At 33.7% G+C, this 13,181-nt stretch carries 15 protein-coding genes; 3 read left to right on the plus strand and 12 right to left on the minus strand.

Translation table 11 applies throughout. The features are described from left to right. Positions 1-51: 51 nt before the first annotated feature. From AC1RNE_RS03315 to AC1RNE_RS03350, 8 genes are all read right to left on the minus strand, one after another. Entirely contained in the window at positions 52-837 is a 786-nt protein-coding gene (locus AC1RNE_RS03315) for a TatD family hydrolase (RefSeq protein ID WP_492799620.1), read from the minus strand. Positions 838-1,056: 219 nt separating this feature from the next. Beyond that, positions 1,057-2,067: a glycosyltransferase gene (locus AC1RNE_RS03320; protein WP_492799621.1), complete on the minus strand. Its 1,011-nt coding sequence runs from the start codon at positions 2,065-2,067 to the stop codon at positions 1,057-1,059. A gap of 27 nt (positions 2,068-2,094) precedes the next feature. Beyond that, entirely contained in the window at positions 2,095-2,745 is a 651-nt protein-coding gene (locus tag AC1RNE_RS03325) for a polysaccharide deacetylase family protein (protein ID WP_492799622.1), read from the minus strand. Between the two features lie 64 nt (positions 2,746-2,809). Next, a complete protein-coding gene (locus tag AC1RNE_RS03330; RefSeq protein WP_492799623.1) occupies positions 2,810-3,199 on the minus strand; it encodes a type II toxin-antitoxin system VapC family toxin in 390 nt (129 codons plus the stop codon). After that, the gene (locus AC1RNE_RS03335; RefSeq protein WP_492799624.1) at positions 3,178-3,393 is read right to left on the minus strand and encodes a hypothetical protein; all 216 of its coding nucleotides are present in this window, start codon (positions 3,391-3,393) and stop codon (positions 3,178-3,180) included. Before AC1RNE_RS03335 ends, AC1RNE_RS03330 begins: the two co-directional genes overlap by 22 nt. Positions 3,394-3,527: 134 nt before the next feature. After that, the gene (locus AC1RNE_RS03340) at positions 3,528-4,319 is read right to left on the minus strand and encodes a sialate O-acetylesterase (protein WP_492799625.1); all 792 of its coding nucleotides are present in this window, start codon (positions 4,317-4,319) and stop codon (positions 3,528-3,530) included. Positions 4,320-4,376: 57 nt separating this feature from the next. Then, positions 4,377-5,492 (minus strand): glycosyltransferase, encoded by a 1,116-nt coding sequence (locus AC1RNE_RS03345; protein WP_492799626.1) that lies wholly within the window; start codon positions 5,490-5,492, stop codon positions 4,377-4,379. A gap of 35 nt (positions 5,493-5,527) precedes the next feature. Then, positions 5,528-6,520: a lysylphosphatidylglycerol synthase domain-containing protein gene (locus AC1RNE_RS03350; RefSeq protein ID WP_492799627.1), complete on the minus strand. Its 993-nt coding sequence runs from the start codon at positions 6,518-6,520 to the stop codon at positions 5,528-5,530. A 39-nt stretch (positions 6,521-6,559) separates the two neighbouring features. On the opposite strand from AC1RNE_RS03350, the gene ruvC reads away from it, so the two are divergent. From ruvC to AC1RNE_RS03365, 3 genes are all read left to right on the plus strand, one after another. Further along, positions 6,560-7,123 carry a crossover junction endodeoxyribonuclease RuvC gene (gene ruvC / locus AC1RNE_RS03355; RefSeq protein WP_492799628.1) on the plus strand — a complete coding sequence of 188 codons (564 nt, stop codon included), beginning with the start codon at positions 6,560-6,562 and terminating at the stop codon, positions 7,121-7,123. Positions 7,124-7,252: 129 nt separating this feature from the next. Beyond that, positions 7,253-8,491, plus strand: a complete 1,239-nt coding sequence (locus AC1RNE_RS03360; protein ID WP_492799629.1) for a hypothetical protein — start codon at positions 7,253-7,255, stop codon at positions 8,489-8,491. A 166-nt stretch (positions 8,492-8,657) separates the two neighbouring features. After that, entirely contained in the window at positions 8,658-8,873 is a 216-nt protein-coding gene (locus tag AC1RNE_RS03365) for a hypothetical protein (RefSeq protein ID WP_309919075.1), read from the plus strand. A 47-nt stretch (positions 8,874-8,920) separates the two neighbouring features. Here AC1RNE_RS03365 and AC1RNE_RS03370 read toward each other — a convergent pair whose 3' ends face one another. From AC1RNE_RS03370 to AC1RNE_RS03385, 4 genes are all read right to left on the minus strand, one after another. Further along, a complete protein-coding gene (locus AC1RNE_RS03370) occupies positions 8,921-9,673 on the minus strand; it encodes an ABC transporter ATP-binding protein (protein ID WP_492799630.1) in 753 nt (250 codons plus the stop codon). 31 nt (positions 9,674-9,704) lie between these two features. Then, entirely contained in the window at positions 9,705-10,304 is a 600-nt protein-coding gene (locus AC1RNE_RS03375) for a hypothetical protein (protein WP_492799631.1), read from the minus strand. Between the two features lie 320 nt (positions 10,305-10,624). After that, entirely contained in the window at positions 10,625-12,271 is a 1,647-nt protein-coding gene (locus tag AC1RNE_RS03380; protein ID WP_492799632.1) for a hypothetical protein, read from the minus strand. Between the two features lie 2 nt (positions 12,272-12,273). Further along, positions 12,274-13,062 carry an ABC transporter ATP-binding protein gene (locus AC1RNE_RS03385; RefSeq protein WP_492799633.1) on the minus strand — a complete coding sequence of 263 codons (789 nt, stop codon included), beginning with the start codon at positions 13,060-13,062 and terminating at the stop codon, positions 12,274-12,276. Positions 13,063-13,181 lie beyond the last annotated feature (119 nt).

Raw genomic sequence — 13,181 nt, forward strand, 5'->3', positions numbered from 1 at the left:
TTTCTTTAATAAAAGGGTTTTGAAGATTATTCTGTTAACAATAAACACTCATTAATTACATAAATTAATAGCATTTTTTGTACTTTGTTCGATGACTGTTTCTACACTACAAGCCATCATATCAGCTACTTTTTGTGCGATAATTGTTAGGTACGACGGTTCGTTTCTTTTACCTCTGTAAGGTACAGGCGCTAAATAAGGGGCATCTGTTTCTAACACAATTGATGTTAAATCTATGTTAGGCAAAATTTTATCAAGTCCCCCGTTTTTAAAAGTAGCTACTCCTCCTATTCCCAAAAGGAACCCTAATTCAATGGCTTTTTGGGCTTCTTCTAACGTTCCCGTAAAACAGTGGAAAATTCCTTTTAGATTTGGGTCTGCATTTTTTTCAATCAATGCTACAGTTTCCCAAAAGGCATTCCTTGAATGAATATCAATCCATAAATTATGTTTTTTGGCTAATTGACATTGGTATAAAAAAGCCTCCTCTTGTTGTTTGACAAAGGTTTTATCCCAATATAAGTCCATCCCAATTTCACCGATAGCGATAAATTGATACTTATTCAGCCATTCTTCTACAATGGCTAATTCTTTCTCAAAATCTTCTTTTACATAACATGGATGCAGCCCCATCATCGGAAAACATTGTTCAGGATATTGTGCTGCCAGTGCCATCATTCCTTGAATAGTTTCAGCAGCACAATTAGGCATCCAGATTTGCGAAACACCTGCTGAAAAAGCTTTTTCTAGCATTTGGTCACGGTCTTCTAAATAGGTTTCGTCATAAATATGTGCGTGAGTTTCAATGATTTGTAATGTTGATGATAAATTGTTCATTATATTGTTTTCTTGGGTTAGCTATAAGCCTTAAGCTGTAGGCAATAAGCTTTGTTTTTTAAAAGGCTTGAAAGTTCTAAAATTAATATTCTTAATTTATCACTAGGGAGGGACTTAAGTCCCTCCCTAGTGATAAATTACATTGTCAAAATAAGTAGCCTGTGTTAAGCAATAACAACTCATCACTCACAATTCACTTACTCAAAACTAAGAACCTCCTCACTTATAAATTCTTCCTTTCCAATCTACAGCCACGGGTGAGTAATAAAATAGAATCATGGTTAATTGCCAACAATTTGCATAGATTTCATACAAAATTAAGTGTTTTATCAGGTGAAATCGCCTTAATTTCAAAATTGTTGGTAAAACAGTAATACTTTGATTAAGCCATTTTATCAGCCATAAGATACCTGCCAATTGCCAAGAAAAAGACAAACCCACAATTAATAAAATTGGAAGTAATAAGGCTTGCAGAAAAAGTAATGTCACAATCCACCACGGACATTGCAACGCTCCCACCATCCACCGTTTTCTTTGATGAAGAAATTCTTTCAAATTAATCATCGGAAGCGTCTGATTAAACACTGCTCGGTTAATCGTATTTTTAAACCCAAAACCTTTATTCACTACTTCATGAAACAAAGCAAAGTCTTCTGTAATTGAAAAAGGAATTTTGGCATAGCCACCTGTAGCTTCATAAGCTTTGCGAGTGACGGCTGAATTATTGCCTAACCCTGTTAACGGAATTTTTAAATCTGCGGCTATTTTTAATAATGTAAGTGCATGAAGCCAGTCGATAGACTGGAAATGATGCCACATATTAGTGCCTTTAATATCAGTAATTCCTACTTGATGACCAATATTTTCATTAGCTTCAAAATTAGCAATCATCCCTTCTACCCAATCATGGTTTACGGTTACATCAGCATCACAAATCAAGAAATATTTACCTGTTGAATACTCGTATAAATTTGCTAATACATTTGCTTTCCCACGTTGGTGGTTAATTACCTTCTGAATATCAATAAGTTGAAAATGGGGTTTTTCTTTAATAAAACCTTCAACCAAAGCTTTGGTTTGGTCTTCAGACTGGTCATTGCCAATTAATACTTGCAGGTTTTCTTGAGGATAATGGAGGTTTGCTATCGATTGAAGACATTTCAAAATAGTATCTTCTTCATTTCTGGCCGCAATCCAGACAGTTACATTTGGTCTTGAGGAAATCTTCATTCAGGAAAGGTAAATATGACATTCGTTTTATAATGCCTTAAAAGTAAAACCTTTTTCTGAGAAATGTGATAATACTCTTGGCAAAGCATAAGACATATTTTTATTGGCTTTGATACTATCGTGAAATAATACTATCGAACCGCTTTCTGTATATCGTATCGTTTTCTGCAAAACTTTCTCAGGTGATAAATTCTTAGAAAAATCGCCAGAAAGTACATCCCACATAATAATGTCGTGACTTGGTAAAATATCTTTAGCCTGACTTTTCTTAATACGTCCATAAGGCGGGCGAAATTTTTTCTTTGCCGGCACCGTGTTTTGAGTCAAAGAATAATAGTCATTTGTTTCAATAATGGCTTCACATTCTTGAAAATTTTGAAAATAAAGTTCATCCTCAGTCTTCCACCCTTTTAAATGGTTAAAGGTATGGTTACCAATGGAATGCCCTTGAACAACAATTTTTTTAAATACTTCGGGATGTTTTTTGATATTATCACCAATACAAAAAAATGTAGCTTTCGCCTGAAATTTAGCTAATTCATCCAACACAAACGCTGTTACATCTGGAATAGGGCCATCGTCAAAAGTAAGATAAATTGCTTTTTCTGCGTTCTTTACTTTCCAGACAAAATCTGGATAAAAAGCCCGCATCAAGAAATTGGTTTTATGGATAAACATGAGGAATTAACAAAATTAAAAATTACTATTTATTGAGATAGAATTTTATAGTAACATCTCAAAATTATAAAGTATGAGGATTAAGTACTTCTAAATTTTTAATATTTTTAAAATCAGCTATATTTCGTGAGATTAAAACTAAATTATTAACAAGTGCTGTAGCTGCAATTATGGCATCAGGGAGCTTAATTTTATTGTTTTTTCTTAATTGAATACAAGTATCCACAATCTCGTTTGTTAAATCCAATATGATTGAATCATTCATAAAATCAGTTAAGAGTTGGTAATGTTCAACAGGAGCATTAAAACCTAAAACCTCAATTTTAGTCACTATGGATAGTATAGGAGTTTCATCGATTACTATATTCATAAAATTCATACCGGTATCAGTTATTTTACTTCCTAAATAATCAATAACTGCATTAGTATCAATCAAATATCGTTTCTGTTCCATTCTTGTCTACTTTGAGATACATCATTTTGAAGGTCTTCAACAATTTCGGAAGGTAATTTCCCAGCATATTTTTCAGATAGCTTTTGTCTTGGCTGACGAGGTTCTTTTAAAACTTTTATAAGTTGCAAATCTTCTAAATCTTCTAAAAGCCTATAAGCTTTGTTATCTTTTATTTCTACAAGTATAGTTTCCATCTTTATTTTGTTTAACTAATCTGTATAAATTTACATAATTTAATAACAAAATGTTTATTCACTAAGTGTTTATATTGCAAACATTAAGTATCCATATATTAGGTGTCTGATTTAAAAAATTGACTGATGCCCTATCACTTACTCTTCTTCTGCAACTTAATCATTGCCTTCCCAAAACGTTTCCCATACATTTCAGCAGATGGAGCATCAAAGTGTGTAGTATCGCCTTTATGAACTAATCCTTTGGAATATACTAGAGCAGTATAAGGAATGGTGGAAGGAATTGTTTTTAATAAGTCATGGTTAAATTGAACATATTCAGGACGGTATTGCCCTAACTCGCCCAATACAACAGGTAGTTTAGGATTATTCACCAATACCCTCACTGAATCTATCATCATCTTAAATTTAACCTCATAATTTTCTGATTTTTTAGGACTAGCATCTGTTTCTCCTTGCAACCAAATAATGCCTTTTATTACCCCATACTGCATGGCTTCTTTTATCCGACGAACAGCATCATCAAATGGATGTGTTTTTGTACTAGCATCATAAGCATTGGGTTTCCACAGATTAATTGATGTTCCGCCTACTGCGGTAGGTACTAGTCCAATCTTTTTAGTTTTATTGGCCTCTAGCATCGTTAAAGCAAATTGTAATCCAGGGCCTACGCCTACTATTTGGGGCTTATCAAAGTGAAGTGGATGCTTGGCAACAGCCCAAGTATTGTCTTTGGTTAATACAAATATGTTTTGGTTAACTTCTTTTTGATATTCCTCTGTTATCTTACCTCTGCCAGCCATATTAGACTGTCCCATTAAAACATAAATATCAAAATTTGAATCTATTTGTGTAGGAGCTTGTGCGAAAGTTTGACTAACAAAAACAATACTAGCTATTATTAAGAAAGCTATATTTTTCATCATGGGTTTATTTAAAAGTATATTTTCATTGTACCTTTTAAAGCTCTTTTTCAAGTTTTTCTACTGCAATTTTCTGCCCTTCCAACGATATCCTTTCCCTTGTGCTAATAGTCCAAAAAAGACTACATAAAATGGATAAATTAATTGCACAAAAGGAATATAAATGATTTTATTTCGATGTCCCAGAAACGTAACGACTAACGATAAAAAGAAAAACTCTGCGGAAAATTTTAGGAGCAAAATACCTATACCCAAATATTCATTTATCAAATAATAGGCGATTAATACGCTAAGATTAGCCAAGAAAATGAAGATAGCCAAAGCCGATACCTGCCAATTATCATAATGTTTCCATTTACTTGCCCATCGTCGTCTTTGTTGATAAAAGTGTGATAAATCCTCTTGCGACGTTGTGCTAACTATTGCATCCGCATCAGGATTAAAAAACACTTTATCAGGGTATTTTTTGGCAATTTTGTGCATCAAAAATTCGTCATCACCTGAGGCCACCATTTCATTTCCTGCAAAACCATTTACTTCCTCAAATACTTCGCGCGTATAAGCCAAATTGGCACCATTGCACATATTGGGCTTTTTCAGATACATCGCACATGCACCAGACCCTATCAAACTAGCAAATTCTATGATTTGAATCGTATTCCAGAAGGTGTTTTTTTCTGTAAATGTGACAGGCGAACTGATTAACTTAGCTTGCTTTGTTTCATAAAACTGCTGGATTGAACTGAGCCAATCACGCGACACAGAGCAATCGCCATCAGTGGTAATTAATAATTCCCCCGAAGATATTTCTATGCTCTTTTGAATGGCTCTCTTTTTGGGCGAAGCACTACTATCATTCAATAGGTTTAACACTTTGAGTTCGTAATAAGCGATTTCTTGAAATGCCAACACGATGTTTTCAGTATCATCTGTTGAACCATCATTGGCAATAATTACTTCAAAGTTTTCAAAAGGATAGGTCTGTTGATTAAGGTCTTGAAGTAGCTGTAAAATATTATTAGCTTCGTTTCTTACAGGCACAATCACAGTGAGTTTGGTATCTCTCTGAACAGGAGGTATTTTATGTTTTGCCCTCATTTCTTTCCAAACGACAATCAAAATCAGATTGAAAATAAAGTAAAAGGCGGTAATCATCAAGATGATAAATAAGAGCATAGTTTAGTTTGTGGTTGTTGGTTAACTAGTAACTATTAAAGAATCTTTGTTTTCAACACTAAAATGCTTCCTACTAATACAGGAAACAGAATATTGATAAACCAAAGGACAAAAGTGGCGGTAATAACGGCTGCATGATTTACTTGATAAAAACCAAAAAAGTAGATGGCAGAAAATTCTCTAATCCCTAAATCGCCTATGAAATTAATAGCAGGAACAATGGTTTTAACCAGAAAAATCAAACATGAGATTGTCCATAAATCTATTACATTCAATTTGACTTCAAAAATCAATAATACCAATACAAATTGTAGCGAGATAGTAAAATAACGCATTAGTCCCCATAGAAAAACCTTTCTTACCTCCTCATTACTAAAATGCTCTAGGATTTTCACACTATGAGCAAACTTTTTCAAATAAGGTATTTTTAATACAAAAAGATAAAATAAATGTCGTTTTAAATAAGCAAAAAAGCCCAAAGACAAGCTCAATATTAATACAACCATAATGATGCCATTGATACCTACAATAATTTGGTTAATAGTAATCACAAAATACCCAAAAGATAACGTGCCAAACAGCAAAGAGATATAAAATTGTATGCCATTGCCCAAAAGAATAGCCCCTATACTTTCTGCTCTTTTTTGTTGTTTAAACTTCCACATTCTTCCTGCATAATCTCCTAAGTTCGCTGGGGTGATAAATCCTAAGGACAAGCCCATCAATACTCCCTTGAAGGCTTCTTTTAGCGAAATCTGTTCAACTTTCAGGGCTAACTGTTGCCATTTTTTGGCTTCAAACCCCCAATTAAAAAAGATTAATAGTATTAACAAAAGTCCTTTCCACAGATTCTTTACAACAAAAGCTTTTTGGCATTCCAACAGCAAACTATCAATATTTTGCTGTTTTTTATCAAAAGCCTTGTATAGCATCCAGACAATCACGACGAAAAGCAATGTTTTGAACAATGAAAATAGTTTTTCAGATAAAATGCTTGTTTTAGGATTTGTTTCGTTGGTATTTTGCATGAAAAGATAAAGCAGAGACGGAAATTTTTGTGCTAAGAAATGGTAAATAATACAGAAAAAATAATTTTAGGCGTTGACCCAGGCACTCGTTTTATGGGGTATGGTGTGATATTGGTTCAACGCAATGAAATAAAGGTTTTGCAATATGGTGTAATCAATGTCAGCAAATATAGCACGCAGGAAATTAAGTTAAAGAAAATATATGAACGAATCATCTCGGTGATAGAAGAATTCATGCCTGATGAGATGGCTATTGAAGCACCTTTTTTCGGAAAAAATGTGCAATCGATGCTAAAGTTGGGCAGAGCACAAGGGGTAGTCATGGCAGCAGCACTTTCTCGTGAAATACCAATTGTAGAATATTCCCCTAAGACCGTAAAGCAATCGGTGACGGGCAATGGTAATGCTTCCAAAGAACAAGTGGCCCACATGCTAGACCAGTTGCTAAAAATGAAACTAGATGCCAAAATGTTTGATGCCACCGATGCGCTGGGTATTGCTGTTTGTCATCATTTTCATGGTACTAGCATCATGGCGACGAACAAGGGTACAAAAAAAGGTTGGGGAGCTTTTGTGAATGAAAATCCTGAAAGAATTAAATAGGGTTTTATTAGATATGAGCTTTGAGTGGTGAGCTTTGAGCGGTTCGACGCTGTAGTTTAAAGTTTGACATACAGTACTTAAAATAGTAAAACTTTATTTAATTTGAATAATCTCAAACTTACTTAATAGATGAAAACTTGTACTATACAGCTCTTTACTGTGTTTGTGTTATGTCTATTAAGGCTTAATGTTCTTGATGCTCAAATCTCTAATAAACAGGGCATCAGTACTATTAGCATTCATCCTTCGGCTACATTATTTACCTTTGGACTACCACAAAGCAATACTATCACAAGCGGCTATCAGCAAAGAGCATTTTCTTATACACCTTTTCCATTTACTGCCCTGCCTATCAATTCTAGCGTTAATAAAGATGGCAAAACAACACTCTATGGGTTGATTGGTTCTTTTGATTTGGGTATTAACTATACCAAGCTTTTACGCAATAACAGAATTTTCAAAACCGAAATTGGTGCATATTATACGTGTGCTCCAAGTAGCTATTCGATTAAAGACCCTTATCATTTTGTAATAAATGGCAAAGAATCAAGCATTTGGCAAAACACCATTAGTTATTCTGGTTTTTCTGCAAGCTTAACGTATACTTCTAAGTCGAGAGGAAGAAGGGCGCTCGGCGAAGTAAGAAATTATTTAGAAGTAGGTGCCAGAATGATGAATTTCCTCAGCCAGTCTGCCAAAGAAAGTGAAGATTGGGTGGCTAACGGACAAGGCTTTAGAATAGAAAGTAAGGTTGTTAATCAACAATCAAACATGGTTTTCTTTGAAATTGGTAAAACTTATTGGCGACCTGCTAATGATATGCGTTCTTTGAATATGGGCATCAGGGTGGGTATTCCCTTGCAACATCTAGTATCCAATACCTATTCGGGCATTACTAATAACCAAGTGGTCGCTTCAACTTCAGCCTTAGAAAGTGGTGCCTACATCGGGCTTCAAATCTCTTATAACCTTCCTATCAAAACTCTCTCAAAACCATATCTAGGTCGGAAAGCTGATAAAATTTACTGCGAAATGGAGCGAAAAGTAAAAATAAAGCATCATTTTAAAGTAGGTAATGAACTATTAAACATCGAACTTTTTGACCATGAAAATGAAGATGGAGACATCGTATCAGTTTGTTTTAATGGGCAATACATCCTTGAAAAACATTTACTTACGAAGAAATCGAAGATTGTGACTTTGAGAATCAACCCTAACCAGAAAAATATCTTAACAGTTTTTGCCAATAATACGGGTAGCGAAGGGGCCAATACTACCGCCATTCGTTTTACTGTTAATGGTAAAAAAGAAGAGATTATTCTATATGCTGACAAAAAAGAATCTGAAGGTATCTCATTTGAGTTATGAGATAAAAGTTGATTGGATTTCGTCTTTTCTTTCTGCTTTATTGATTCTTAGTCAATCTATAAAATACCATTGAGTTTTAAAATTATTGTTTATTTTTGTTATAATGATATTCAATCTTCATACAGATATTATTTTAAAAAACTTAATCAGGCACCTGCCTAAGAATATGAACTTACAATATTTAGCCGACCATACAGGCAGTATTACGGGTGTTTTCATTCCAATTCAAGAATGGGATATCATTCGTGAAAAGTTACATTTGCCTGACGAATCAAAAGCTTTGCATAGACAAGAATTATTGGAAGCATTTGAGGAAGTAAAACTTATTAGAGAAGGGAAAATTTCAAAACCAAACTTAACTGATTTTTTAAATGAGCTTTGAGATAATCCCTATTTTACCTTTTCAAAGACAAGCAAAAATATAATCGCTCACAAAACATACCGCTCCTGAAAAACTTTGATAGGCTCAATGGCACTCTGAACAAAATGTTTGATGTACTCATCAGTTTGTTCATCATATATATTTTGTGGAGTATCAATTTTCAAAATTTTCCCTTGGTGCATAATCGCAATTTTATCCGCTACCAAAAAAGCATCTAACAAATCGTGCGTTACTAATACACAGGCAATCAGCTCTTTTTTGATAATCTCAACAATTTTTGACCGCAATTTTGTACGATTAATCGAATCTAAATTGCTAAAAGGTTCGTCCAACAGCAAGGCTAATGGTTCTTCAGCAATGGCACGCGCAATAGCTGTTCTTTGCTTTTCTCCACCCGACACTTCCCTTGGCTTTTTATCTTTTACTGCGGTAATGCCACAAAGTGCTAATAATTCTTTTACTCTTTCTTTTCGATATTCAAGGGTATATTGAGTAAGAGCAAGGTCTATATTTTCCCAAATTTTGTGTTCAGGTTTTAATCTATAATCTTGCGGAACTAGCTTGATATTAGGGAAGTCTCTGATTAATCTATTAAAATATAAATCGACTGGCTCGTTATTTAACCATAATTTTCCTTCATCAGGCATTATGTTTCCTGAAATGATATTCAAAAAAGTAGTTTTTCCCGAACCGCTCTCTCCTACAATTGCTAAAATTTCACCTGCTTGTACTTCTACTGAAACATTATCGACAACTGTTTTGTCGTCAAATTTTTTAACTATATTCTCTAGTTTTAACATCCTTAATTCCGCAAAATTTACCCAAAGTAACTCATTTAAATTTGTATTCTTCCCAATAATAAGTTTTTGTTAAAGGCTTTGATAATTCTATCAAAAAATAGTCATGCAGTCGATATATCTTTTTAATATCATTTTCTGATAGGGTTAGTTTTTTCGGAGAAACCGTTGAAACGATATAGCTATAAGGCTTATTTTGATTATAAACATTTCTTATCTCTTTAGAATAATAAATGTATTCAAAGGTATTGTTTCCTTGATTAGTTTGAGAGAGTTTCCCAAAAGGATAAACCAACATTGTATGGCTTCTGTAAACGATACCAATCGTTTTGTCTCCTTCAATTCTATCTAATATTTCAGCAATTTTAACTAAATCATTATTTTGAGATACATTTCCAAAGAAATACTTATCAAATCTGATTCCTGTAAAAACAGTCAGCATATCTTGATTATAGAAACCAGCCTCTGCTAATACCTTATTAATTCCTACTTTTTTAGAATAGCTTTGTCCTGACTTTAGGCTCCAAATTTTATTATTTTTTGTATAGTATGCTTTTGAGATAACTGAATCTCTCAGTATTTTGATATTAGTCTTATTTAAGTATAAAGGCACATATCCCAAAGTCTTTTTCATAAACTACCTGATAGGCACTACTGTTTTTTAGGGTTGACATACACATAAGGCAACGCAAAAAATATTAATGTAAAGACACTAGTGTTGTTTAAACTATTATAGTTTAGGATAGCTAATAATAAAAAACAAATAACTATTAAAAGTATAGGCATTGTTTATAATTATTTGGTAGGTTAAGGATTTTGAGTACTCTTTGATAAGAGCATGTCAAAATTACAGAAAAACTCATCAAACATCCCTAAATGCATATTTTTAAAAATCCAGTATTATTTTTGAAGTACTTTTTAACGCTAAATTTTACCTATTATTTTGTGATGATTTTACGCTTCTTTAATTCTTTCCCAGCTTATTTTTCGGTATTCTTTCAATAAAAGTAAAGCAATGATTAACAAGATGGGCGTTAGCGCTATTAGCCCATAAGTTGTTTTAGCAATGAAATAATGTAAAAAACCTAAGACTGGTGCCACAAAAAATAAGAATAAAAACTTCATCCATTGGCTCCCTTTTACTTTTCCATTCACTACTTCAATTGAAAATGGCAATGAAAACTCGCCTCCAAAAACGTTTAAACTAATAAAGAGCAGTGTACTTGCCATGGCAAAAAGGATATCGTCAACCATACCAAAGCCAGATTTATAAATCACGATAGTCCCGATAATGATATATACAGGAATGCCTACTTTCACTAAAACAGCTTTTAAACTTCCTAACAAAATCTCCCCTGGCTGCATCAGTGGTGCCACTCGATATGCCCATGCTGCCTTCCAATCATCAGAAATATAGATTTGCTGTGAAAAAATCCAGATGATAAACATGGCATAATACAACACCATCAATACATTAAAAGCTTCTTTATCTGTTTGACTAAGATAATTGTACATAAAATAAATCAACATCCCAAAAATCGGATAGGCACGCACTTTAAACTTTCGGTCACGTGCAGTAATAATCCAGACTAATTCAAAAGCTGATTTTTCTAAGGTAGTTTTCGTAAAAACTTTTGAAAGTATATGCAACAAATTGTTTTTTGTCGCAGGCTTTTGTCGCTCATCCTTGATGATTGATGGCGTGCCTAAACCAGACAAACTTTTGGCAAATAGGGGTGATAAATAATTATTGATAATATACAAAGACGCAAAAGGAACAATCAGGACTAGGGCAGTAAAAATGATATAAGGCAACTCAAAGTGTTTTTTGACAAAAGCCTCCATCACTCCTGCAAACCATGCTGGAGGAGTTATATAGTGCCACCATTTAATGACAATTTCTTGTGTCGTTGTACCGATTAATTTATCAGTTCGTGCGATAAACTGATACCCTACTGCCAAGAATACTGAAAAGGCAATTTGGGCATAACCAATAATATCTTTTAGTTTTTCTTCAGATACCACTTTGGTAAGTAATAAGTACAGAATACTCGTTAGAAAAATAGTTATCAAGCATAGTAGTACCACACAGCCTATAAAAAGTATGCCCGCCTGCCAGCCGAATTTATAGGCTGTAAAGATGATTGATCCAAAGGAATTGGCTAAGGTTAATGCTCCTAAAAAAACAATGATATGAATTAAACGAGCCATCCAAATCACTTTTCCCTCAACTGGTCTTGGTAATAAAATAATATTATCGCTTGTATCAAAAAGTACTTCAGCAAAATCTGAAATCATATTAAAAGCCACCATAAACATGATGAAAGCAAAACTTATCATCATTACTAAATAGACAGGCTGTTTAATAAAAAGTATCATTAAACCATACAACAAGCTAAAAAATGCTTGAAGCAGTAATGATTTCAAGAATGTATTGCTTTGCTCCTTTTTCTGCTGTTGGTTTCTTTGTAATCCATGTACTCTACGGTTTTCAGCAATAAGCTTTACCTCCACGATGGCTCTTAAAGAAGGGTAATCGACAGATAACCATTTAAAAAGCCATTGAAGTTTATCAAGTGTGCGAAGAATAAACTTTGTCATAATTATTGAGAGGATAAAGCTTGAATAAAATCATCAGCACGGGTTTGGTTTTCTTCATTGGCACCTGTTAAGCTACCAAAGACACTTTCTAAGGAAAGCATCGAACCCTGAGCTTTTAAATCTTGAAAAGTACCATTCGCTACTACCTCACCTTTATTGATAATCACGATGCGGTCGGATAGTTTTTCTACAACATCCATAATGTGTGAAGAATATAGAATAGTCTTGCCCGCTTCTTTTAGTTTTGCTAAAATCTCTTTCACCAAAATTACAGCATTGGCATCCAGTCCAGAAAGAGGCTCATCTAAGAAAATAATTTCAGGATTATGAATTAAACCCGAAATCAACAATACTTTTTGGCGCATTCCTTTTGAGAAAGTACTCATCCTTGTATCTACCACATCACTCAGTCCAAACAAACCAAGTAATTCTTTTGCTCGTTTTTCTATCTGCGCATCTTCAAGGTGATACAATCTTCCTATAAAAAGCAAATACTCTATTGGGGTTAAGACTTCATAAAGCATCGCATTTTCGGGTACATACCCAATGCGTTTTTTAACTTCCATGGCATCTTTAGTAACGTCGTAGCCAAGAATTGACACTTCGCCTGAAAAATCGCCCAGTATGCCAATTAAAATTTTTAGCGTAGTACTTTTCCCAGCACCATTTGGCCCAATATAACCAATGATTTCGCCTTTATAAATGTCAAGATTAATCCCTTTCAATACCTTTTGATCGCCATAGCTTTTCTGTAAGTTCTTTATTGAAATTACTGGTGAGCGTTCTTCCATTTTCTGTTTTGGTTTAATTTATGATTAAAAATAAAATATAACTAGAACAGTATAGAACATTTATATTTTTTTATATATTTTTGTTGCAAGGTAATCAATAAAAATTGCCAAATAATCTC

This window comes from Arcicella sp. GW822-FHT02H01 (assembly GCF_058802005.1).

Coding starts and splice junctions, on each gene's coding strand:
- AC1RNE_RS03315 (WP_492799620.1), bottom strand. CDS start 837: ATGAACAATTTATCATCAACATTACAAATCATTGAAACTCACGCACAT.
- AC1RNE_RS03320 (WP_492799621.1), bottom strand. CDS start 2,067: ATGAAGATTTCCTCAAGACCAAATGTAACTGTCTGGATTGCGGCCAGA.
- AC1RNE_RS03325 (WP_492799622.1), bottom strand. CDS start 2,745: ATGTTTATCCATAAAACCAATTTCTTGATGCGGGCTTTTTATCCAGAT.
- AC1RNE_RS03330 (WP_492799623.1), bottom strand. CDS start 3,199: ATGGAACAGAAACGATATTTGATTGATACTAATGCAGTTATTGATTAT.
- AC1RNE_RS03335 (WP_492799624.1), bottom strand. CDS start 3,393: ATGGAAACTATACTTGTAGAAATAAAAGATAACAAAGCTTATAGGCTT.
- AC1RNE_RS03340 (WP_492799625.1), bottom strand. CDS start 4,319: ATGATGAAAAATATAGCTTTCTTAATAATAGCTAGTATTGTTTTTGTT.
- AC1RNE_RS03345 (WP_492799626.1), bottom strand. CDS start 5,492: ATGCTCTTATTTATCATCTTGATGATTACCGCCTTTTACTTTATTTTC.
- AC1RNE_RS03350 (WP_492799627.1), bottom strand. CDS start 6,520: ATGCAAAATACCAACGAAACAAATCCTAAAACAAGCATTTTATCTGAA.
- ruvC (WP_492799628.1), top strand. CDS start 6,560: ATGGTAAATAATACAGAAAAAATAATTTTAGGCGTTGACCCAGGCACT.
- AC1RNE_RS03360 (WP_492799629.1), top strand. CDS start 7,253: ATGAAAACTTGTACTATACAGCTCTTTACTGTGTTTGTGTTATGTCTA.
- AC1RNE_RS03365 (WP_309919075.1), top strand. CDS start 8,658: ATGAACTTACAATATTTAGCCGACCATACAGGCAGTATTACGGGTGTT.
- AC1RNE_RS03370 (WP_492799630.1), bottom strand. CDS start 9,673: ATGTTAAAACTAGAGAATATAGTTAAAAAATTTGACGACAAAACAGTT.
- AC1RNE_RS03375 (WP_492799631.1), bottom strand. CDS start 10,304: ATGAAAAAGACTTTGGGATATGTGCCTTTATACTTAAATAAGACTAAT.
- AC1RNE_RS03380 (WP_492799632.1), bottom strand. CDS start 12,271: ATGACAAAGTTTATTCTTCGCACACTTGATAAACTTCAATGGCTTTTT.
- AC1RNE_RS03385 (WP_492799633.1), bottom strand. CDS start 13,062: ATGGAAGAACGCTCACCAGTAATTTCAATAAAGAACTTACAGAAAAGC.